At 60.5% G+C, this 22,654-nt stretch carries 13 protein-coding genes and 1 pseudogene; 3 read left to right on the top strand and 11 right to left on the bottom strand.

The annotated features are described in order from the left end of the window. From D3227_RS31590 to D3227_RS31570, 5 genes and pseudogenes are all read right to left on the bottom strand, one after another. Positions 1–202 (bottom strand): annotated as a pseudogene (locus tag D3227_RS31590) (IS66 family transposase); the annotation flags it as partial. A gap of 472 nt (positions 203–674) precedes the next feature. Next, positions 675–1,745 carry an adenylate/guanylate cyclase domain-containing protein gene (locus D3227_RS31585; protein ID WP_120018107.1) on the bottom strand — a complete coding sequence of 357 codons (1,071 nt, stop codon included), beginning with the start codon at positions 1,743–1,745 and terminating at the stop codon, positions 675–677. A gap of 3 nt (positions 1,746–1,748) precedes the next feature. After that, positions 1,749–2,240, bottom strand: coding sequence for a Rab family GTPase (locus D3227_RS31580; RefSeq protein WP_245451956.1), 492 nt, complete (start codon positions 2,238–2,240; stop codon positions 1,749–1,751). Positions 2,241–2,256: 16 nt separating this feature from the next. Beyond that, positions 2,257–4,914, bottom strand: a complete 2,658-nt coding sequence (locus tag D3227_RS31575) for an OmpA family protein (RefSeq protein WP_120018105.1) — start codon at positions 4,912–4,914, stop codon at positions 2,257–2,259. Between the two features lie 7 nt (positions 4,915–4,921). Next, entirely contained in the window at positions 4,922–5,587 is a 666-nt protein-coding gene (locus tag D3227_RS31570; protein WP_120018104.1) for a coiled-coil domain-containing protein, read from the bottom strand. An 862-nt stretch (positions 5,588–6,449) separates the two neighbouring features. On the opposite strand from D3227_RS31570, the gene D3227_RS31565 reads away from it, so the two are divergent. Next, positions 6,450–9,410, top strand: coding sequence for a trifunctional glycosyltransferase/class I SAM-dependent methyltransferase/polysaccharide deacetylase (locus D3227_RS31565; RefSeq protein WP_120018103.1), 2,961 nt, complete (start codon positions 6,450–6,452; stop codon positions 9,408–9,410). A gap of 254 nt (positions 9,411–9,664) precedes the next feature. Here the strand turns inward: D3227_RS31565 and D3227_RS31560 are convergent, their stop codons facing one another. The 3 genes from D3227_RS31560 to D3227_RS31550 form a co-directional block, all read right to left on the bottom strand. After that, a complete protein-coding gene (locus tag D3227_RS31560; protein ID WP_120018102.1) occupies positions 9,665–10,345 on the bottom strand; it encodes a peroxiredoxin-like family protein in 681 nt (226 codons plus the stop codon). An 18-nt stretch (positions 10,346–10,363) separates the two neighbouring features. Next, entirely contained in the window at positions 10,364–13,663 is a 3,300-nt protein-coding gene (locus D3227_RS31555; protein WP_120018101.1) for an ATP-binding protein, read from the bottom strand. Between the two features lie 484 nt (positions 13,664–14,147). Continuing rightward, positions 14,148–15,530 carry an adenylate/guanylate cyclase domain-containing protein gene (locus tag D3227_RS31550; RefSeq protein WP_120018100.1) on the bottom strand — a complete coding sequence of 461 codons (1,383 nt, stop codon included), beginning with the start codon at positions 15,528–15,530 and terminating at the stop codon, positions 14,148–14,150. 611 nt (positions 15,531–16,141) lie between these two features. On the opposite strand from D3227_RS31550, the gene D3227_RS31545 reads away from it, so the two are divergent. Together D3227_RS31545 and D3227_RS31540 are read left to right on the top strand one after the other, a co-directional pair. Then, entirely contained in the window at positions 16,142–17,236 is a 1,095-nt protein-coding gene (locus tag D3227_RS31545) for a branched-chain amino acid ABC transporter substrate-binding protein (RefSeq protein ID WP_120018099.1), read from the top strand. An 81-nt stretch (positions 17,237–17,317) separates the two neighbouring features. After that, entirely contained in the window at positions 17,318–19,786 is a 2,469-nt protein-coding gene (locus tag D3227_RS31540; RefSeq protein WP_120018112.1) for an adenylate/guanylate cyclase domain-containing protein, read from the top strand. A gap of 33 nt (positions 19,787–19,819) precedes the next feature. Here D3227_RS31540 and D3227_RS31535 read toward each other — a convergent pair whose 3' ends face one another. The 3 genes from D3227_RS31535 to D3227_RS31525 all read right to left on the bottom strand — a co-directional run bounded on the left by D3227_RS31535 (position 19,820) and on the right by D3227_RS31525 (position 22,625). Next, entirely contained in the window at positions 19,820–21,205 is a 1,386-nt protein-coding gene (locus D3227_RS31535; protein WP_120018098.1) for a hypothetical protein, read from the bottom strand. Further along, complete coding sequence (locus D3227_RS31530) at positions 21,205–21,729, bottom strand: GNAT family N-acetyltransferase (protein ID WP_120018111.1); 525 nt, start codon at positions 21,727–21,729, stop codon at positions 21,205–21,207. Before D3227_RS31530 ends, D3227_RS31535 begins: the two co-directional genes overlap by 1 nt. A 74-nt stretch (positions 21,730–21,803) precedes the next feature. Continuing rightward, positions 21,804–22,625: a hypothetical protein gene (locus tag D3227_RS31525; RefSeq protein WP_120018097.1), complete on the bottom strand. Its 822-nt coding sequence runs from the start codon at positions 22,623–22,625 to the stop codon at positions 21,804–21,806. Positions 22,626–22,654 lie beyond the last annotated feature (29 nt).

The raw sequence follows: 22,654 nt of genomic DNA, 5'->3' as shown, positions 1-22,654 counted from the left end.
GATCGGCATCCTCACTCATGGCGCGGCTGTGACCTTTATGACCCGCCTTAGCGCCGCCAGGCTTTGCCCTGTCCCGACGCGCCTTGCGATCGCTCGAAGGTGGCTTGGACGACGTGCGCGATGTCTTCTCTGGCCGCTGTATCCGCAGCACCAGATCGATCAACTCTTCCTTCGTCAGACGCTGCAAATCAGTGCGATCCATATCCCCATAGATTCAGGGATTCTTGCCCCTGACAAGGGCGTGAGTAATTACGGTCGTTGTGCGATTGAGTTGGCTCTAACACATTAAAGTTGCTGGCGTTTTCGTACTCCGCGGCTAGTGTGGAGTAGGCAGACCGACAGATTGAATACGACGCAATCGCCGCACTAATTTCCCTGACGGACCTTCGCCTGCCCCTCACCGACCGCGCCATCGCAACCTTGAGCGGAAAGGGCTAGCGGCTTCAAAAAGTGTTCGGAGGTTCGTGTCGCTGCAACGGCCCCGAGACGGCGGTCTGTCGTTTCAATGCCTCGAATTTTCCTCTGGACGGACTGCTTCGAGGATCCGATGTCCTGAGTCGACCCAGGACAGACCTTTGGCGATCGCTCGGTGGTCGACCGCACCTCTGCGGACATCCGAAACCATGAGTTGCTTGAGATGCAATGCGACAGGGTCGGCACTGCCAAGCGGCAAATCAGGCCGGGAGCCGCCACATTCGCACACGACCTGTACCGCGCAATTCCGTTTCCGCGAGTGGGTCGCAGGTAAAATTTGGTCCAAGCAGTTTGTGAGTTGCATCCGAAATACGGATTTCATCGGGCTCCGCGGACGTTTGAATACGTGCGGCGAGATTAACGGTGTCGCCCCACAGGTCATAGGCAAACCGCCTTTCGCCAATGACGCCCGCGACGATTGGTCCTGAGTGAATTCCAATTCTGAGTCTTAGCGGTTCTCCTGCGAAGCGTTCGCGCTTAACCGCCTTCCGCAGTTCAAGTGCATAGTGCGCAAGGGCTTCTGCATGATCGGATCGCGCGGCGGGCAGGCCAGCGACCGCCATCACACAATCGCCGATTGTCTTGATCTTTTCGCAGCCGTATCGTTCCGAGAGCAGATCCGCCGCCTTGAAGAAGTAATTTAGAATAGCGAGCGTCGTCTCGGCTCCGACACTCCGCGCTCTCTCCGTAAAACCGACAATGTCGGCAAAAAGCACACTCACCTCTGCGTGGTTGTCTGCAATTTGTTCGTGCGCTTTTAACCGCTCCGCGATCGACGCCGGAAGAATGTTGAGGAGTAGGGTTTCGGCGCGCTGGTATTCACGCGACAATCCCTCTTGGCTCTTCCTCAACGCCTCGTTCGTCGATTGCAATTTATCGTTGAGTTGACGCTCCCTCTCTTGCAGGAGCGTCATTTCATAAGCCTTCTGTTGAAGCCGCTGCCTATTGTCGCGTTCGGCAGTGGCGTCAAGAAAGAGCAGCCACACGCAGGCATTGTCAGCAAAAAGATGAAGGTTCGCGACACGCCCGCTGGGCAGTTCGACCATGTCCAAATGATATGGAAGCTCCGGGCAAGGCAGCAAACCTTCCATGAATTCAAGCTGCTCGGCAACAGGCTTACCGATGCGAAGCGATGAGAGTCCGTAATGTTCAACGCTACCGCCCTTCGCAGCTATGCAAAGCTGGGCGTCAATTTTCAGATATGCGACGGAGTGCTCGTTGTAGAAGAAGTTGTAAATCCAGCTTCTGACTTCTTTTGGCAATCCATGCATGGTCTATTTGGTGACCATCGAAGCAAGTTGACGAAACGCATCATCAACATTTTCACCCGAAAGCGCACTTGTTAGATAGATTTGCCATCCAAGTTGCCTCAGTTCGTTAATCTCACTATCCGATATTGCCCACCGATCGGCCAGATCGGATTTGTTGAACAGCAATACAAACGGCATAGCGCCGAATTCGGCCTCGGCCCGCTCGCGCAGCGTGAGCGCCACGGCAAGAGTAGCGGCGCGGGTTCCATCGACGACAAGCACGAGCCCGGTCGCACCCCGCACATTGCTGACGCGGAATGAGCCGATATCGTCTTCGCCGGCCAAATCCCACAAAATCAGATCCACGGTTTTGTCCGGGAGTGCGACACTCTTCTTGTCGATTTTCACTCCCACCGTGGTCAAGTAGGTATCTGAAAAGATGCTTTGCACAAACCTGCGGACCAGACTCGTCTTTCCGACAGCGAACCCGCCCAACATGCAGATCTTTTTTTGCAATACCCTGGGCTCCGCATTACTCTAGGTTTATCGTAACCGAAACCCGGCGATTGGTGGAGCTCCCAGTTCGACTATTTTCAGGCACCGCCGGCTCAAAGGTGCCCGCGCCCCGAACCAGCAGCAGATCCGGAGCGACGCCGCGCTTGTTGAGAAGCGCACGAACTGTCTCGGCGCGGGCGGCGCTGATCGACACGTTGGCCGTCTCACGGCCCGTGGCGTCCGAATGGCCGGTCAACATGAACCGCGCTGTTACGCCTGACTTGCGGGCATTTTGGGCGAATTCCTTTAATTGATCCGCCAATCTGTCGAGAACCGGCATCTGCTCTGGTCCCGGCACAGCTTTGCCGGAATAGAAGAAAATATCGGTCGCCTGGATGGCCTCTCTCAAATGATTCAGTTCCGCAAGGCTCAGCTCACGCAGCTGCGAGACATCCAGAGCCACTCCGTCCGCCGAAAGTTGTTGGGCGGCGGCCCGCGCCCGGTTGATCCAGGCGGCAGGAGCCTCACCCACGACAACGATGCGATCCTGGACGATCGAAAGCTGAACCGATTTCGGCGGGGTCAGCGACGCCATCAGCCGCTTCACCACGAACTTCGGATCAAGGCTCTGATAGAATTGCCACTGTGAATGAACGCGGGCGGGATCGACCTGCGTTCCGGACAGCAGAGCCTGCGGGTCGGCGGCAAGCGGGTCTCTCAGGCCGGAAATGTAGAAATGTCCGCCCCTCGTCGTTTGTTGGGCGACGATGATTCCCGGTTGGGCCTCAAGTCGCGACACATAATGCTGCCAGTGCTCCGCCGCGCGTGCTTGGGGGCTCACATCACGAACCTTGGAGATGTCGAATTCCGGTCCGCCTGCCGAAAGCTGTCGGGCGGCTGCGCGCGCCCGATCTATCCAGGTATCGGGAGCCTCACCCTCGGCAACGATGCGATCCTCGACGATCGAAAGCCGAACCGATTTCGGTGGGGTCAGCGACGCCATCAGCCGCTTCAGCACGAACTCCGGCTCAAGGCTCTGATAGAATTGCCACTGTGAATGAACGCGGGCGGGATCGACCTGCGTTCCGGACAGCAGAGCCTGTGGGTCGGCGGCAAGCGGGTCTCTGAGGCCGACAATATAGAATTGGCCATCGCGCACCTTTTGTTCGGCAACGATGATGCCCGGCTGGGTCCCCAGTCGCGACACATAGGCCTGCCAGCGCTCCGCCTCGCGTTCTTCGGGGCTTACATCACGGACCCTGGAGATATCGAATTCCGGTCCGCCTGCCGAAAGCTGTCGGGCGGCTGCCCGCGCCCGGTTGATCCACGTGGCAGTAGCCTCACCCTCGGCAACGATGCGATCATTGACAATCGAAAGTCGCACTGAATCCGGCGGAGCCAGTGACGCCGTTAGCCGCTTCAACACGAACTCCGGCTCAAGGCTCTGATAGAATTGCCACTGTGAATGAACGCGGGCGGGATCGACCTGCGTTCCGGACAGCAGAGCCTGCGGGTCGGCGGCAAGCGGGTCTCTGAGGCCGACAATATAGAATTGGCCATCGCGCACCTTTTGTTCGGCAACGATGATGCCCGGCTGGGTCCCCAATCGCGACACATAGGCCTGCCAGCGCTGCCCGGATTGCCAGGAAAGAAAGAACCAACCCCCTGCCGGAATCAAAATCAGCAGGACTGCAGCCACCACCAGCCACGGAAATCCCTGGTTTGAGTCCTCCTGCTTCAGTTCAACGCAGGTCTGCAACTGCGTCTCTACGCCGATCAACTGCGAGCTGTCGCCGTCAAACTGCTCTAAAGCCTGTGAGAATTCATCATGGATGCGAAGCAACACATCGCGAACTATTTCATGTAATTCCTCTGGCGGATTGCCCCGGATCACCGCAACCAAGGTCGCAAACGGTCCAACTTCTGACCAGAGACGAAGCTCCCCAAAACGGATAGTGTCCAGGCTGCTCTGTTCTTTCTCGTTAAATGAGTCTTTTACAAAATCTTGAATTGCACTAAGCATCGAAGAAATAAGTTGAGGGTCTTCGCTCGTTGCATTATCGGCCGTTACATGCGCTATCAAAAGCCCGGAATTGCGGTTAATGAGAAATACATGTTCTACACGATACACAAGAGAATGCTTAAGAACAACCTCAGAGAAGCTTGCGCCTGTTCTCCAAGATTCAAATCTCCACTTTAGCCCATGCCAGGTAAATATATGTCTTAAAGTTTCATTCAGCGACTGAAAGGTCTGGTCGATCTTTTCCCCGATCGACTTGCGAATTGCCGGCAGAAATACCGGGTACAATATATCCGTAAGCGTACGCGGGCTCTTCTGGATGGACCGTTGCACAGCCCTCTCGACAGCTGGCGCAAGGGCCTCGCCGAGTTGCGCATGATGCGCACGTGCGGCAGCACTGGGAAGAACGCCCCCCACTGCAGTCGCAAGCTGCTCAGGTTCGTCGAGCAGGTGCGTAACTCGTGAAAGCTCCGAAATTTCGCGGCCGACCAGCAACTGGCGCAGCGTTTCCATGCGAGGATCGGCGGTTGGAACTCCGTCGAAACGCGCATGATAGTCCGGATCAACATTCCGGGCAATTTCGACCAAAAGACGAGCCAGAGCTTCGCGATCAATCTCTGTATCGTTCGAAGCTGTTGTTTGAGGAAGGCTGACTGGGTCGACGGTTGACGTCAAGTTCCGATCAACTCACTTTCCAGCTACGTTCCGAGTTGCTCTTGTTGCCGACGGGGTCCTGATTTAGACATTTTGCAACCTCGACAAACAGGCCAGCCAAAAGATTTCGGTCGGTCTTGACGTTGCTGAGATCGGAAAACAATTTCTCCATTACCATCTGCATGCTTTCATTCTTTTGCTTGATTTCCTCACGCAGCAAATGATCGTTTCGATTTATCCGGTCCGCAACTTCGCGCTCAAGCTCGCTCAATTGATCCGACAACGCGCGCACCTGCTTTTCAAGCGCCTGATTTTGCTCGCGAAGATTCCGGTCAATCTCCTTGTCGGCGTCGGCTCGCGCGTCTTTTTCGTTCCGCAATTGCGCGGCAAGCGAGTCGACCTGCTTCTTTGCATTTGACTCGTACATTTCAAGATTGCGCTTGGCCTCGGATTCGACATCCTTGAAGCGCTGCAACACCCGTTCTTCAAGCTTGGAAAAACGGCGGTCATAGTCCTGCATCTGGTTGCCGAACAGCAGATCACGTATCTTGTCGACACCTACAGCGTCGCCGGGGGCCCCGCTCTCGCGAGCCTGGCCCGCCATAAAGGTCAGCCCGTTTCCGTCTGCGTTACTTGTCAGATTTTCGTCCGCTTTATTTGCCGGAGAAGCAGTACTCGAAGATTCCTTGGCCATCCCTATGCCCCTTCATTTGAACAGCTGCCACAGTTCCAATTTGGAAACTGGTCAGCATGTCAGCAAAATACCCAGCCCGCAAGCCGGACTTTTGGCCCAGGCCGATTCGTGCGTCCCTTTTACGTCTCTTGGACTATCAACAAATGCACAAGTTACGATTGGTGTCACTCTAATGCCTCTTCGTGATAGCGGCCGTAACCGGCTAATATAATCGACAATTTGACGAAATCTACTGGCGAAATGAGCAATACTATGTCAGGCTATAGCTACAGGAGCGCAATCATGTTGCGAAGACTCTTTAGACGCATCGCAATTCGCGGATCTGGCGGTGCACATGCTGCCTCGCACCCGGCTGGATACTACGACCATCAGCCTTCCTTACCGGCGGGAGCGAGCAAGTCGATCGTTTTCATGATCCCCCGGATCTGGTTGGAAAGCTTTCGCGATCTTGTCGAGCGCGGCGGTCATGCGGTGTCACCGTCAACGCCCGCGTCAGTACAGCCCTTCTGCAAGCCAGGTCAGGCTTGTTCACAAGGCGGAATGGCGGGAACCAGATGATCCTCACCCGAGTGGTGAAGAAATGCGCGAGCGGAAATGCCCCGGCGCATCGACCTGAGCTTTAAGCCGTCGGGCATGAGCGCTTGCCATTCAGGCCAGTCTTCAAGTCCTTTTTGCCTGCCTCTGATTCGCCCCGATCTTGAGAGAGCAGTGCTGCCATCCGAAGCCGTCATCCGCTTTTGACATTCGCCGACTCTTGTTGAAGAAAACGAAAGCCATGCTACCGGAGGCGTTGTGGTACCGATGTTCAATGCCGAGCAAACCATCGGCGCAACGCTTGCCAGCCAGGCGCGGGTAAGACGGCGTGGCGCATAATCCCTTGGTTTCCATCGTGGTTCCTGCGCACAACGCGGAGGTAACGCTGGCGCGCGCACTCGATTGCCTTCTCGATCAGGAAATAGTGGATTGGGAGGCGATCATCGTCGACGACGCCTCCACGGACCGCACCCCCGTGATCATCGCCGGTTATGTGGAACACGATGCCCGATTTCGGACGTTGAGCTCTTGCGCGTATAGCGCCGCCGGCGCGCGCAATAGCGGGATTTCGACAGCGCGCGGCCACTGGCTCATGTTCCTGGACGCGGACGATTGGGTGGATGCCAGCTTCCTTGCGAAAATGCTGGCCGCACTGAAAACCGCTCCCGATGCAGTGGCCGCCTATTGCGGTTCTCGGCGCGTGATGCCCGACGGCGAACTCACCCCGTCGACCATCCCAACCGAGGTTGCGATCCAGCCCTTCGAAACATTCGCCCGCCGGTGCGCCATCCGCACTCACGCGCTGCTCGTCGACCGGGAGACAATTGTCGAGTTGGGTGGTTTCGATGTATCGCTGCGCACCTGCGAGGACTGGGATCTGTGGCAGCGCCTCGCACGTCTAGGCAAAAATTGGGTGATGGTCGACGAGCCGCTCGCCTTCTATCGGGCCAGCCCCAACTCGCTCACCCGCAATTCGACGCAGATGCTGGTAGATGCGGAAATCGTGATCGCCCGCGGCTTTTCTCCTGATCCCAGGGTCAAACACCCGGCATTGGCACACGCCAGTGGAGCTATCGATGCGAACGGCCGCACCGCTTCCGAAGCACTCGCGTGGTTCGCGTTGTGGAACGCCGCGTCGGATTGCGGCAGCGGCGCGCGCTCGATCAACCCGCAGTCCCTGCGCGCGCTCCCGGCAGGACGCAAGTGGGCGCGTGAGATCGCCAAGGTGGCCGTCGATGGCCTTGCGGTAGGCAGCCTATCGGTGCCAGCGCAATTGGCTGCCAGGTGGGACAGGTTCGGCGGCTCCCTCACCGAGTCGATCATCGAACTCGGCAAGGTCTGGGACAATCCCGTCGCGGCTCGCCGCGTCCAGTATCACCTTGAGCAAATGCTTCTCGAGGCCGACGATCTTGCCGCGCCGCGCAGGCTGGCGCGGACACTTGGAATTCGCGTCGACGCTCGCAATCCGACCTCGATCGAACTCCCGGAAGGCATCGATCAAATTTATGCCTATCTGATGATGGATGGCCGGATCGAGGCTGTCGTGCAGTTCGGCGTACTCGGGACAGTGACAAGGCGTCATTGGATTGAGATGATCCAGAATGTCGTGCCCGCTGAGCGGCTTGTAGACAGTGCCGGAAGGCTTGCGGGGCGATCGCCTGTACCGCAACAGGGCGACGGTGCCGACACGTCAAACATGATTGCAGCCGAGGCATTGTTGTCCACAGCGGAACGCCGGTCTGATCGGGACAGCCACTTCGGCAAACTGGCGCAATTGGCGGCGGAAGCGCGGGACCTGGTTCAGTCGAGCGCCGAACCTGCACAGCCTCCTGCCGCGCCGCGCCGCGCACGGGCCAGGCACGACAAGGATCGCACGTCGTTCTGGAATGGCTATTTCGCGACCGAGGATCCGTGGAACTACGGTTCGCTCTATGAGCAGGAAAAATATCAGCGGCAGCTCGAAATTCTGCCTGCCGGTCCCATCGGACGGGCGCTTGAGCTGGCCTGCGCGGAGGGCCATTTCACGCGGCAGCTGGCGCCGCGAGTGGGCCATTTGACCGCAAGCGACATCTCCGCCATAGCCATCGGGCGGGCAGGCGCGCGATGCAGCGATCAGCCGAATGTTGAGTTCGGCGTGCTGGATTTCGCTGCGGACACGCTGCCGGGTGAGATGGATCTGATCGTCTGTTCGGAAGTGCTCTACTACCTGGATGATCTCGCCGAGTTACGGCGCATCGCCAAAAAATTCGCTGAGGCGTTGGCGCCTGGCGGCAGTTTCATCAGCGCACACGCATTCGTGCTACGTGACAATGTTGAAAGGACGGGCTTCGACTGGAACACATTCGGTGCGCAAGCGATCTCGGAGACGCTGGCAGCGACCGAAGGCCTCGTGCTTGAGCAATCGATCCAGACCGAGCTCTACCGCATAGACCGCTTCCGCCGCCTGTCGCCAGATGACGTGGCGACGGAACCGATGATTGATCATGTGCCAATCCGAGCGCCCATCGAAATCGGGGTCGCGCGAAATATCGTCTGGGGCGGGGCGCGGGCCTTGCGCCGCGACGTCGCACGTAGCGAGCGGCGGCAGCGTATTCCTGTTCTCATGTATCACAGCGTCGCCGTTGAAGGTCCGGCCGCGCTCGCCCGTTTTCGGCTCACACCCGCCGCATTCGCCAGCCAGATGGCATGGCTGCGCGCCAATGGCTTCCACGCGATTGGGTCCGAGCAGCTGGAAGGGTCCATCGCCAACCGTCAGCCTTTCGTTGGCCGCCCGGTGCTCATCACCTTCGATGACGGCTTCCAGAACTTTGCCGACCATGCCTGGCCGACCTTGCGCGCGAACGACCTGACCGCGGAAGTGTTCCTGGTGACGGACTTGGTGGGTGAAAGTGCGCAGTGGGACGCCGACAGCGGTCCGCCGACGCAGCTTATGGACGCCGGGACGGTGCGACGCCTCGCCGGCGAAGGTGCGTTCTTCGGAAGCCATCTGGCGACGCATCGCGCGATCGATGGTCTGTCGAGCTCTGACTTGGCCGCCGAGCTCCTGCGCTCTCGTATGTTCATCGAACGGTGGACTGGCCGGCCAACCACAGCGTTCGCGGCCCCCTTCTCTGTCACCGACCGACGGCTTGGCCGGCTGGCCAAGGAGTGCGGCTATCGAATCGGCTTCGGCGGCAGACACGGGCCGGCGGACCTCGATTGCGATCCCATCGACCTTCCGCGCATCGAGATTCGCGGGGATCGCTCGCTCGATGACTTTGTTGCCAAAGTCGAGGCCGTGCTCGAATGAGCGGTGAACTTGTCAGCGTCACGACCAGACTGCCGCGATCGCCGGATGTCACGCGGAGATCGATACGCGCGTGCGACTGATCGAGCGGGCAAACGCCGGTGTGGCCGCCGCCCGCAATACGGGTGTTGGCGAGCGGCGCGATCCAACCTAATCGCATTCGTCGATGCCGACGATCTCTGGGCGCGGATCAAGATCGAGCATCCGCTGGTTCCGCTTTTTGTTCGGTGTCCCGCCCGTTTACCTCGTTCGCAAGTCTATTGGGCGACTTGGGACACGGCTGACATCAGCTCCTGCGGGTTTGGCGCCCCAAACATGTATCGCCCACCCTCTGGAACCTCCGTGAAGCTCCAGCGGACGATCCCCTGCCGGTCCAGCAGGAACTGACCGACCAGTTGTCCGTGTCCCGTTGCCATCATCTGCTCGTCGGCTTCGGTAAGTTCGTAATGGTCCTTCTTGTCGAGGATTTCGCCGGCCGCGATAGGATCCATAGGACCGGGCAACTCGCTTGGTATGTCGACCAGCATATCCTTTACCGCTGCCATCGAGACCTTGTACGGCCAGTTCGTCTCGTTTTGGGTGAATTCGAGATTGGGCAGTCCAAAAGCACGATGTGAAGCGCGTTCAGGGTCGGAGGCCGCAAGCAGATTGGGCATCGGGTGGTAGCGGAAATAGAGACGCGCCCGTTCGATCGGCGTGTTGACCACCGTCAGGCTCTCCACGCCCTTTTCGCGCAGCTCCGGATCAAGCCGCGCCTGGGCAGCGATATGGCGCCGGCAAAACGCACAATGCAGACCTCGAAACAGGCCGACCAGCACCGGTTTTTGCCCGCGAAAGTCGTCAAGCGCGATCTTACCTTCCTGGGTAATGGCGTCGAGTACCAAGTTCGGCGCACGGTCACCCGGTTGAAGCGGTACCAAGTCACTACGCGCGGACATTTCCAACCTCCAACCCGGCTAGTCGAGAAAAGGCAGCACCACAAGCGCTTCCGGGTCGAGCCCGTGCTGGGCGCATATACCCTGCGCCAGGGAAAAGTAGCGTTCGGCCTCGGCCAGATTGTCGAGGTCGAGATTAAGCGTTGCAAGACCATCATAGCACGGAAACAGCAGTTGGGGCTCGCCCGTTTCGCGGGCCACGTCCAGTGCTTCGTGGAACAAGCCAACCGCCAGTTCCGGACGGCCGTTGCACTGGTGGATCTGCCCAAGCACGATCAACGGCACCGGCAGGTGCTCGCGCTGGTCGAGCGCCCGGTCGATCTCGATCGCCTTCTCGGCAGCAGGCACGCCCTCCGTTGGACAGCGATCCGTGAAAGTACAACAAGCGACCGCCAGATTGGCGAGGAGGCGCGCCTGGAATCCCAGATCACCAATATGGCGCGCCACTTCAAGACCGCGCCGACAGACCTCCATCGCCTGTGCCGGATCGATGGTCGTGTAAAGCACGCCGAGATTGGTGTAGCCGCGGCAGGCCGCGCCCAGCAGACCGGCGGCTTCGGCCAATTCAATGCTACGCTCAACCTCACGCACGGCTTCACGGTTTCGCCCAAGGCGAGCCAGCGCAACAGCCTTTGTATTAAGTGCCTCGGCGGTCACAAGAGTGGCATCACACCCTACCTCGGAGACATGCTCCGTTGTCAGAGAGCGTACGCAATCCAGCGCAGCGTCTGCCCATTTTGCCGCGAGAGCGTGATCTCCGCTACGGAACGCCTGTCGGCCACGTTCTTGCCAGAGATGCGCCTGCTCGATCGGGGCATCTGCTCCATCGAGGAGCGCTGTCGCTTCAGCGTAGCGGGATTCTGCGTTGTCCCGCTTGCCGACGTCCCAGAGCAGCCGACCGATCTTCCGCAAAACTCGCGCCGACGCGACACGATTGGCCGACTCGCGGTATGCCTGCAACACCGTCTCGTAGTGGTGGTGCGCGATCTCGCGGCGGCCTAGCGGGCCGCTCAGATCGGCAATGCGCTCTGCAATTGCCAGTTTGAGCGGTGTTTGCCCGATCGCGCCCAGCGCTGTCAGTGCTCGCTCGTAGAAGCGAAGGGCGTCGTCGTTGGCGTATATCATGCGAGCGCGATCGCCCGCCGCCTGCAGGTAATGCGCGCCCCTCTCCCGCTCGGCGCTCTGTGCGAAATGATGACCGAGCACGGTCAAATCCTCGAGCCGTTCCGGCTTGTCGCCGCACAATTGCTCCAAGGCAGCACCGACCCGCCCGTGGATTTCGGTCCGGCGTTGCAGGAGCAGATTCTGATAGATCACGTCCTGCAGCAATGTTTGCGTAAAGCGGTAGCTTTGCGACGAGACCGAGCCTGATCCAGCAACTTCCTCGATGATTTCCGCATCGCAAAGCAGTTCGCAGCCGGCTTCTAGCCGACCGGGGTCGGCTGTCACGGTTTTCAGAAGTGTGGCATCGAAGCGCGGGCCGATTACCGCGGCTTCCTGGGCCAACCGGCGCACCTCTTGGGGCAGCCGGTCGATCCGAGCAAGCAACATTGCCTGGATAGTGGCGGGAATGCCGGTTGCGACTTCGCCTGCCACAGTCCGCCATCGCTGGCCCTCGCGCATCAGTACACCGCGATCGATAAGGCCGCGAACGATCTCCTCTACAAAAAGGGGGTTGCCGCCCGCGCGCTCGAGGATCTGGTCGAGAAGCCCTCCTGCGGAATTTACCCAGCTCTCGCCGAAAAGCGCCGCCAGCAGGCTGCGTCCGTCATCATTGTTGAGCGGCGAAAGCCTGAGCGCTGTGTGACTGACCCGACTTGAGTCGAGCTGGCCGTTGTCCGGCGCCGGACGATGCGTGACCAGCACCATCAACCGCGTGCGTTCCAACCTGTCCATCACGAAACGCAGTGCCTCGAGCGACACGGCGTCGGCCCAGTGCAGGTCTTCGACGACAATCAACAGCGGCGACAACGCAAGCCGCCGTTCGATGATTGTGCGGACTGCGTAGAGAATTTGCCGGCGCAGCTGCTCGGGCTCGACATGCTGCAAGGTGGCATCGGGGTCGCCAAGGCCAAGCACATGGTAGAGCAATGGCATCAGCCGCTTCGCCTCCTCACCCTGCAGGCCGAGATCGGTAAGCAAGCCTGCGAGCTTCCCCCGCATTTCGTCCCCATTGTCGTTTTGCATCATCCCGGCAGCGCTGCGCACCACTGCGCCCAAGGCACCAAATGACTGTTCACCCAGCGGTGAGCACGTGGCCTGCCGCACGGCGACGTTGCGAAAACGATCCTCGTCGCCGACGCGGGCGACGAACTCCTTCACCAGCCGCGATTTCCCGATACCGGCTTCTCCGACGAGGCGGACAAGTTGGGCCGAGCCGCCGCACGCCTGGTCAAGGCTCGCCAGCATTCTATGGAGCTCCGAACCACGACCTATCATCGGCGCGCTGAGGCCGAGCGCCTCGAGTCCACGCGCTGCACGCGGCGCCGCAAGCGGTGCATCCAGTCGATGGACGAGCACACTGCCAGCCTTGCCGCGAAGCACGACATCACCCAGCGACTCGTAAGCGAAGGCATGCCGGGTCAGCCTGTGAGTGAGCTCGCCTACCAGCACCTCACCCGGCGCGGCCAGCGATTGCAGGCGTTGCGCCGTATTCACTGTGTCGCCGGTCACCGAATAGGATTTGGCGGTGCCGATGCCCAATCCGCCAGTAACGACCGGACCAGTGTTTATGCCGATGTGGAGCAACAGAGGCGTGCCGGAGTGGGGGGCGCTTTCGCCGAGCCGCGCCGTCCGAGCGATCATGTCGAGGGCGGCGCGAAGCGCACGTTCCGGATCGTCCTCGTGCGCGACCGGCGCACCGAACAAAGCGAGCAGTGCATCGCCGATGAATTTGTCGACGAAACCACCAAAGTTTCGCACGGCCGCCGTCAATTCCTTGAACAGTTCGTTCTGCAGCGCTTGCATGACCTCGGGGTCGAGCTGTTCGCTGAGTGTCGTGAAGCCGCAAAGGTCGGCGAACAGAACCGTTACCGTTCGGCGATCGGCGTCAGAGACGGGATGCAGCCCATCTTCGCTTTCGATGTTCGGAAGCAGCGACGGAGTTCGAGAAGGCGGCACAATGGTCCGGCTTGGTGTCGGAGCAGGCCGTTCGACGGCTTTTGCGGGCGCACCGACGCTTGCCCCACATTTCGGACAGAACTCGAAATCAGGTGCGCAGGAGTAGCCGCAACTGGCGCATGGCACGGGCTGACGCCTGCCACACCTCGGACAGAAAGCGTAACCGCCCTCAACCTCGAAACCGCAGCCCGAGCAGTCCATCGAACAAGACCTCACTAGGGGCCGTGACGGCGTGATCTCGCTACGCACTTCACGGCCGGGGTATTCACACAAGGATGAACCGATAGCCGTCGACCAGCAAGCGGCAGCGCAAATGGGCATCGTACGATCAGTGTGGGTCCGGTGGCAGAGCGCGGCCGATTCGGGCGGCTGCGTGGCCGTCGTTTGCGTCGAAGCAGCGTTGACAGCCCTGTTCGAGGATATCAGCAAGCCATCCGCTACCGTTCTTCCCTGACCCGCTCAGCGCCAGACAATGAGTGTCTTGTTTTAGGCGCAGAACGAACCCGCTGCGCGGGATGGGCGCGTGGGGTGAGGTAGAGATCACGAACCGATCGTCGCGTTCGCATTGAGCGTGGTTCGGCCGAGGCAGTGCATCACCGGGCTTCTTCAACAAGGAGCCTGACCATGCCGCATCCGCTTCTCGATACTGTGTCGCGACGGAAAACTGAAATATCGGAAAGTCGCTTCACTCGAGCCCGATCCACACAAAGCCGTCCTGCTTTCGGCAGGGATATACGATCAGCTTTGCGCGGTTTTTCGAAATGTTACCCGCGAATTCATAGCCCGGCGCAGTACCATCCTGCTGCAACTGCGCCCACCCTCTGATTTCGCCAGTAGACAGGTCGAAACAACTCTGATGCCAGCGGCAGACCAAGCCAAGATCTGCGGTGATCGTGCTCTCCGTGTGTGGGAGCTTCAGCTTTTCGGCTTGAGCGGAACTTCGGCGTTCGTAGAGCGGCAGATGCAGATGCGGGCAGGCATTGTTGAAGGCGCAATAGTTGTCGGATCCGCGAACGACGACGATGTCGTAATCGTCAAAATCGAGAATCCGGCGTTCGTAGGGCTGAAGCGCGTCTTCGGCAAAAGCGCGAATCCACCTCCTGCCGCCCTGACGGATGGTTTCACGAAGCCCCTTGGCATTCAGCTCGGCGTCAATTTCGGGCTTCAGCCTGACGATTTCGAACAGGCTTGTGCGCTCGCCGGTACCGCGAAGGCGCACCCTGATGAAGTCGCCGATTTCCACCTTGTCAGCGATCTGGTCGCGGAGGGCCTCGGATATTAGCAAGCGCGTACCGGCATCTTTGTTGGCCGCCTCGACCCGGCTGGCCAGATTCACCACATCGCCGATTGCCGTGAGACGTTCGTGTCCGGCGAACCCCAACGTGCCGATGACGGCTTCGCCATAGTTGAGGCCGATACGAATATCGAAATCGATGCCATACATCGAGCTAAAGAACGGCTTCAGACGATCGACTGTGGCGAGGGTCTGGAGCGCGGCGTTCACGGCGCGGAGCGGAGCGTCGGGCTGGTCGTCGATGCCGAATATTGCCATGAGCCCATCGCCGATGAGTTTGTCGATGAAACCGCCATTCTGCTCGATGATGTCGCCGACCTGGGCGAAGTAGCGATTGAGCAGATACATCACGTCGTAGGGCGAAAGCCGCTCAGACAGTGCCGTGAAATCGACAATGTCACTGAAGAAGACCGCAACATGCTTTGCTTCGCCGCAACGCGTCGCGGCAGAAACGCCAAGCTGGCTGGTGATCATCATGTCGGTTTCGTCCAGCACCAGGCGTCGGACGCGAAGCTCGCCTTCCGGCCTGAGCTGACAGGCCAGCCTAACTTCATCCGCCAATCTCAACCGGTCCGCCATGAGGGTTTCGGCCGGATTCCGGTCCGGGCAAGCCTCAAGGCCATCGAGCACCCAGACGCGGCATGTCGAGCATTTCGCCCGGCCGCCGCATGCATGGGCGAACGGCACGCCCGATCTGAGAGCCGCCTCGAGCAAGGTCTCATCGGCGGCCACGTTAAAATCGATCTGGTCAGGTAGAGCGGTTACTTTGGTCATATTCTTGAACAGGGTCTGCGCGTTGGCCCGCTCGCCAGTGTAGCACCAATCGGCTCAGCCAATCGAATCATGCAAGGTTCGGGGCGCGCCGATGAAGCCGAGATGGTTCCGTTGCGAAGACCATGAGCTTGGTGCACTCTCTGTTGGCTGGCGGAGGCGATGGAAGAAAACGACGCAGCGATGTGATCCGCGTCCGAGCCTCTGACTCACCGCGGTCCGACGACAGTCTCGGCTAGTCCAGCCCCCAGCGCTCTTTGCGAGGAACGACCGCTCTACATCGGTAGTGATCGTTCGCCTGGGCTCGTGGCGCAACTTGCTCGTTCCAATCGACGAGGCGAATGAGAACATTCGACCCCTTTGCGGACGGTCGTTCGCAGAAGGCGTACGATGAAGTTTGACCCAATCACGACGCTCACTCCGGTCAGTGGTAACGTCCGGATTTGGCGCGCGATTCCGACCTCAGCGAACGAAGTTATAACACGCCATTTCAGTGTATGATTGCTTCGCCAAATTGGGTGGGCGCTGCAATAGCAGCCGAGATAGTCGCGCTGGCCGAAGGGGCTGTCGGCTCTGACGGGATTGGCGTAAGCTACAGTTAAGGGGGTGCACACATGCACCGCATCATCGCCATAGTGATCTTAGTTCTCGCGGCCGTGTTCAGTTCCGCGCGGGCGGAGGTGCTGATTGGGGTTTCATCCGCGCTGACGGGACGGCTCGCCTGGTTCGGCGAGCAGGGGCAGCGTGGCGCAGAGATGGCCGTGGCCGACATCAATGCAACGGGTGGCGTACTCGGCCAGCAGATGCGACTCATCATGGCCGACGACTTCTGTGATCCCGAGCAAGCGGTCGCCGCAGCCCAGAAGCTGGTGGGTGACGGTGTGGTGCTCGTCGTAGGGCACTACTGCTCTGGAGCCTCGATCCCAGCATCGAAGGTGTACGAGGCGGCGGGCGTTTTGCAGATTTCACCAGGATCGACCAATCCGTTGTTGACTGAACAAGGCCGCGCCAACGTTTTTCGCGTCATTGGTCGCGACGACACGCAGGGGATCGTGGCCGGCAACTACCTGGCCGAAAATTGGAGCGACAAAAGGATTGCGATCCTTCACGACGGCACCACTTATGGAAGGGGTCTTGCCGACGAGACTCGAAAACAGCTGAACAAGCGCGGCGTAGTCGAAGCGATATACGAGGAGTACACCCCCGCGAAGAGCGATTATTCGGCCGAGATCGCTTCGCTAAAGGCTGCGAATATCGCCGTGGCATATGTCGGCGGATATCATGCCGAGGTCGCACTCATGGTTCGCGCCGCGCGCGACCGCAGCTATACGGTTCAGCTAGTCTCAGGCGATGGCATGGCGACCGAGGAATTTGCCTTGATCGCCGGCCCCGCGGCCGAGGGGACCATCTTCACGTTCCCGGCGGATGCTCGCCGAAATCCCGAAGCGGCCTCAGTCGTCGAGCGGTTCCGGGCTGAAAACTTCGAGCCCGCAGGCTATACGCTGTTCAGTTACGCCGCCGTCCAGGCCTGGTCGCAGGCGGTGGAGAAGGCCGGCTCACTAAAGCTCCAAGCTGTGATTGCGTCGCTGCGCGGCAATCAATTTGATACTGTGTTGGGCCGTATCGACTTTGACGACAAGGGCGACCTCACGACCCAAAACTGGGTTTGGTACGTCTGGCGCGGCGGAGAGTACGTGCCGGTTGAATAGGGTTCGCTGATCGCCGGCGTGCCGGCTGAGACGTCTAGTCTGATGCAGACCAGTGTGGCCGGACTGTTCCGACTCGCCGAGATGCTTGAACGCCTCGGCATACGGGGCCGGCTGTTGCTCGCCTTTTTCGGGATCAGCGCCCTTGCGGTGCTGGCAACCGCTGCGGCGCTTTATGCTTTCCTCCAGGTTGGCGACGTCGTCGACCGAATTACCACAGATCGAGTGCCGTCGGCGCTCGCCTCCCTCCAGCTGTCGCGCCAGGCCGAACGGGTCGCTGCTGCCGCGCCATCGGTGCTGGCAGCGACTAGCAGGGCTCAGCACAGCGAGGTCTCGGCTGCCGTCGCGCTCGAGATGTCCCGCCTCGAGGCCCTGCGCACGGACCTCCGGGATGCCACGTTAGGCACAGTGCCTTTGGCCGAGATCGAGGAAGCCGCGATTGTTCTGAGGCGCAACTTGAAAGAGCTCGACTCTCTTGTTGTCGCCCGGCTCGACGTGGTCGCCCGCAAGGAGGAGCTCCTGAACCGCCTCGCCGCGACGACGACCGGAAGCCAGCGCCTTGTCGCCACCGGCATCCTGGTGATGGATTCCAGGCTCCCGCAATGGCGGGCGGTCGCGGCCGACACGTCGCTGTCGCCCGATCGACGCGCAGCGGCGATGGCCGACCTGGTCCAGGCGATTGCGGCCTACATCCCCCAGCAGAAGGCGCAGCGGGAGATCTCGGCGGTCAACGACGCGCTGGTGAAGGTCGCGAACGCGCCGACGCCGGGCGACCTGGCGTTGATCCTTTTTCCGCTACGCCGTTCGCTCACTGCTCTTGAAAAGGCTTCCATGGAGATCGACGAAAAGCTGCGAACCCGCTTCCGGCAGCGTGTCGACGAATTCAAGGGTTTGACCGACGGCGAGGACGGCATCCCCAAGGCGCGGGAGGACGAGTTTGCTGTCCTGGCACAGGGCGAAAGGCTTCTGGCCGAGAACAATCGACTGTCGCGCAATCTCACCGCTGGCGTCGATCGCCTGGTCGCTACGGCAGACCAGGAGATCGCTGCGTCCGGTCGCGAAGCCGCGCTCGTCCAGCGCTACGGCACCGCGGTTGTGCTCGGCTCCGCCTTCCTCAGCCTCCTGAGTTCGGTTCTGGTTGTCTGGCTCTATGTCGACCGCAGCCTCCTCGCCCGACTGGGGGCCGTGAGCCAGGGCATGCTCGCGATTGCGGGGGGCAACCTTCGTGCGCCGCTGCCAGCCGCGGGCAGCGACGAAATCGGGCGCATGGCCGAAGCGCTGAGACTCTTCCGGGATACTGCTGTCGAGGTCGAGGAAAAGAACCTGCGCGACGTTGCGGAAGCTCGTCAGCGGCTCATCGATGCCATCGAAAGCATCTCCGAAGGATTCGCTCTGTACGACGGGGAGGACCGGCTCGTCCTCAGCAACAGCCGCTACCGCGAATTGCTCTACACCGGTCTGGAGACCGAACTGACGCCCGGCACGACATTCGAGCAAATCATTCGCCGATCCGCTGAGCGCGGCTACATCAGGGACGCCGAGGGGCGGGTCGAGGAGTGGGTCGCCGAGCGCCTCTCGCGGCACCGCAACCCTGGCGAACCTTGGGTGCAGCGGCGAGGGGACGGGCGATGGGTCATGATCAGCGAGCGGCGGATCAGCGCCGGCGGCACGGTCGCCGTCTATTCGGACATCACTGAGCTGAAGCAAAGGGAGGAGAACCTCGCCGAGAAATCCGTGGTTCTGGAGGCGCTTTCCAGCAAGCTGGCGAAGTATCTGGCGCCCCAAGTGTATCGCTCGATATTCACCGGCCGCCAGGAGGTCAGGATCGCCAGCCAGCGCAAGAAGCTGACAATATGCTTCTCCGATATCGCGGGCTTTACCGAGACCACTGACAAAATGGAATCCGAGGATCTCACCCAGCTCCTCAATCACTATCTGACGGAAATGTCGAAAATTGCTTCGGATCACGGCGCGACGATCGACAAATATGTCGGCGACGCGATCCTGATGTTTTTCGGCGATCCCGAGACTCGCGGCGTCAAGGAGGACGCGCTGGCTTGCGCGCAGATGGCACTTGCAATGCAAAAGCGGATTAGCGAGCTCGCCGAAGTCTGGCGGGACATGGGGATCGAAATACCGCTGCGCTGTCGCATCGGCATCCATACCGACTACTGCACCGTCGGTAACTTCGGCAGCGAGGACCGAATGGACTACACGATAATCGGCGGCGCCGTGAATCTCGCCTCGCGCCTGGAGCAGGAGGCGCCGCCGGGGGCCATCCTCATTTCCTACGAGACGTTTGCGCAAGTGAAGGACTCAATCGACTGTGAGGAGCTGGGGCACGTCCAGGTCAAGGGGATCGCCTATCCCGTCGCCACCTACCGCGTCATCGATCTGAAGGCAAATCTGGCGGCCGCTCGCCGTGCCGTTCGAACCGAGCTGCCGCACTTCAGGCTGGAACTTGAACCGGAGCTGATGTCCCCTGACGAGCGTGGCGATGCCGCCACTGCACTTCGAGATGCGCTGGATCGGCTTTGTCACAAGCCCGGGTAGAAAATCAACCTGAAACAAGGCCTGAAGCGAGGCTCAGGTCGCCTTGATCTCTGCCAGGCCGAGCTTGCGCCATCGGGTGTTTTCGCGAACCAGTTTCAGGTCGTCGGTCGTCTCGGCAAATGTCCGCAAACGGTATTGCCGGAGCAGGTCCGGGAAGAGCGCCCGGTCCGGCAGGCCGGCAAGCTGCTCGCGCACCGAGATCTTTTCATCGATGACCCGGGTGCCCCAGGCATTTTCCCGAACCTGCAGCTCCGCAGCCAGATCGCGCTCTTCCGGCACGCTTTCATCTAGCACAGCCAGCAGGATCGAGTGGAAAAGCGCTACATAACCAATCTGTCTCAGGCCGCCCACAACCCGCACGCGCGGCAATATGGCAAGGACGAGGAACATCAGGAACAAGTTCGGCAGCAGCACGCCGTCCAGTAGCGCCTGCTTGAGATGCGGCCGCTCGAACGGGATGGAAAGACCATGCGGCCTGTCGGGCTCGATCAGGTGCCCGTTCTCGAGGACGAGCTTTCGCACGCGCTCCTCGCGGATGCCCCAGAAATAGGCCGTGGCATTGGGCAGGAATCTGCCAAAGGGGCTCGATGCGGCCTCTTGCAAGGCACGTTCGAGACGCTGGCGCCTTGCGGGCTCAATGAGCAACCTGGAAAGAAGGCTGCCGTCATATTCTAGATGCCGCGCCACGGCAGAAGCGGCGAGCCGATCATCGATGAAAACCGGCAGGGCCATGCCGGAACGATCCCAATTGGCGACCAGATCCTCGTTGAGGGCTGTCAGCGCATCGGCGGCGGTTCCAAACACCTTGTCCTGGCTGGCAAGCAGAGTGCCCAGCCAGCGGCTGCCATCCGTTTCGTCGCCCACCGCTTCGAGCGCGCGCTTGTTGAGGGTGACGGGACCGGCCGCGCAGGCGCTTTTTCGGCACAGTTTGTGGCGCCCCATGCCAAACAGGTTGACCTTGTCGTCGCCGACATCGAGCCATCCCGGCCCCTCCCGGCCAATTGTCTCCATGGTCATCGTCGTTCCCATGAAGCAGATGAAGGCCGACAGCCCGTTTTCGACCGCGCCGAGCCAGGCAAGCAGGAGGGCATCGAAGGTGATCCGGTCCATCAGAAGCAGGCAATGCAGGCCGGACTGAATAACCGGTCTGTGCTCGAATTCTTCGAGGGCCTTGTCGATCTCTTCAGGCTGCATGATCACACCAAGGCGCTGATGCAGGACTTCGCGCAGGATCGAGCGGGCAGCGATCGCCGGGCCCGATGCAGGCCTTGCCACCGGCCGCCACAGATGGCGGGCGTAATCGGAAACCGGTGCGTTCCAGTTCTGCTCGATGTCACGCACGACTTCCGGGCAGAGCAGCGACAGCGCAGCCAGAATTTCCACCGGAGGCTTAGGGGTTGGGTCAAAGACGGCGGTCATCAGAACCGCAGCCGGGCCATGCTCAGGAGGTCGTGGTACTGCCCGTCGGTAAAACCGGCCTTCACATGCCGGCCTTCGACCTCGAAGCCGTGGCTTGTGTAGAGACGGACGGCCGGTTCGTTGTCGGCATAGACGGTCAATTCGACCCGCTTCAGGGCGCGCCAGTTGTCGGCCACGTCAAGCAGCGCGGCAAGTATGGCAGAGCCGATACCCTTGCCGACAAAGCCATCGTCAAGGCCGATATTGATCTCGCCGATATGCGAACGGCGCGGCGAACCCTGCACGACCAGGTTGCCATGGCCGACGACCTTGCCGTCCAACTCGGCAACGATCCAGGTGGTTTCCTGGCCGGACTTGGCGATGCGCCGCTCCACCTGCTCCACCATCTCGAAAGGCATCCTGAGCGTGCCCCAGCGGAAGCCTGGCATGTTGAAGATAGCGCAAAGCGCCTCCGCATCGCTTGGCCGGACGGACCGCAGCTGCGGCTGGATTTTCTTGGAGGATGGCGAAGTCGTGCTGGTCATGGCGCTCCCGGCGAAGGCAATCGGCCCGGCACGATGCACCGGACGTCACCTGAAAATCCAGCCGTCTCTGCAACCTATGCCGATTGCGAGCTAAAATATCGGGAGGCGGTGTAGTGTTTGAAGACGCCGCTGATGCCGATCCAGCCGAAAAGGACGAGCCAGCACAATGTCCCGGTCGCCGTCCAGTCGATCCGGTGCACCGCGGCGTCGGTGATGACGAGGCCAAGGATGGCAAGCAGGCCAACCAGAAACTGCGCCAGGCCGAGCACCAGCAGTTCCTCACGCGGCGCGCTTCTCCAGACGAGATAGGTGCCGCCTGCGCCGGCGAGGAAGATGGCGCTGTAGACCTGAGCGTGGAAGGCATCGATCGGCCATGGCCAGAAGCCGCCGAACGTCAGGGGAAACAGCAACAGGCCGACGCCATAGAGCCCGAGGATTGCCATTTCCACCGGCATGTAGGCGCGCCATGCGGGATTTAAGGTCACGCCTTTTGCAGGAGGACGGGCCCTGGCCCGCCACAGGAACAGCCCGGATACAACGACCGAAGCAAGATAGACCAGAAACCAGAGCCAGGGCGCTTTGCGCGCGAAGTTGAAATAGCCGAGATTGACGAACGAAGCCGCCGACACGATGACGGTGAAGGTGAAGGCCATGACGAGCACCAGCCTGCCGGGCGACCAGCGATTCCAGACCAGCAGCGCCGCCATGACGGCCATTTCGGCGGTGTAGAAGCCGCCGAGGAAGCGGGCATTGAACGGCGTGACGGCCCAGGGCCAGCGCGGCTTGACCAGCGCAGGCGCAAAAAACAGGCCGGCGCCGACGATCAGGACGATGATGACCGCCACCGAGAAAAGCCGCAGGGCCGCGGGAAATGGCAGGTTGTCGGGTGTCGGCACGGGAGAAAGCCCCAAAGATGAATGCCCCA

Origin of the sequence: Mesorhizobium waimense (assembly GCF_003601975.1) — a bacterium.
In the GTDB taxonomy this organism is placed as follows: Bacteria; Pseudomonadota; Alphaproteobacteria; order Rhizobiales; family Rhizobiaceae; genus Mesorhizobium; species Mesorhizobium waimense.
Note: the sequence above shows the minus strand (reverse complement) of the source record. Positions and strands in the feature narration are given on the sequence as shown.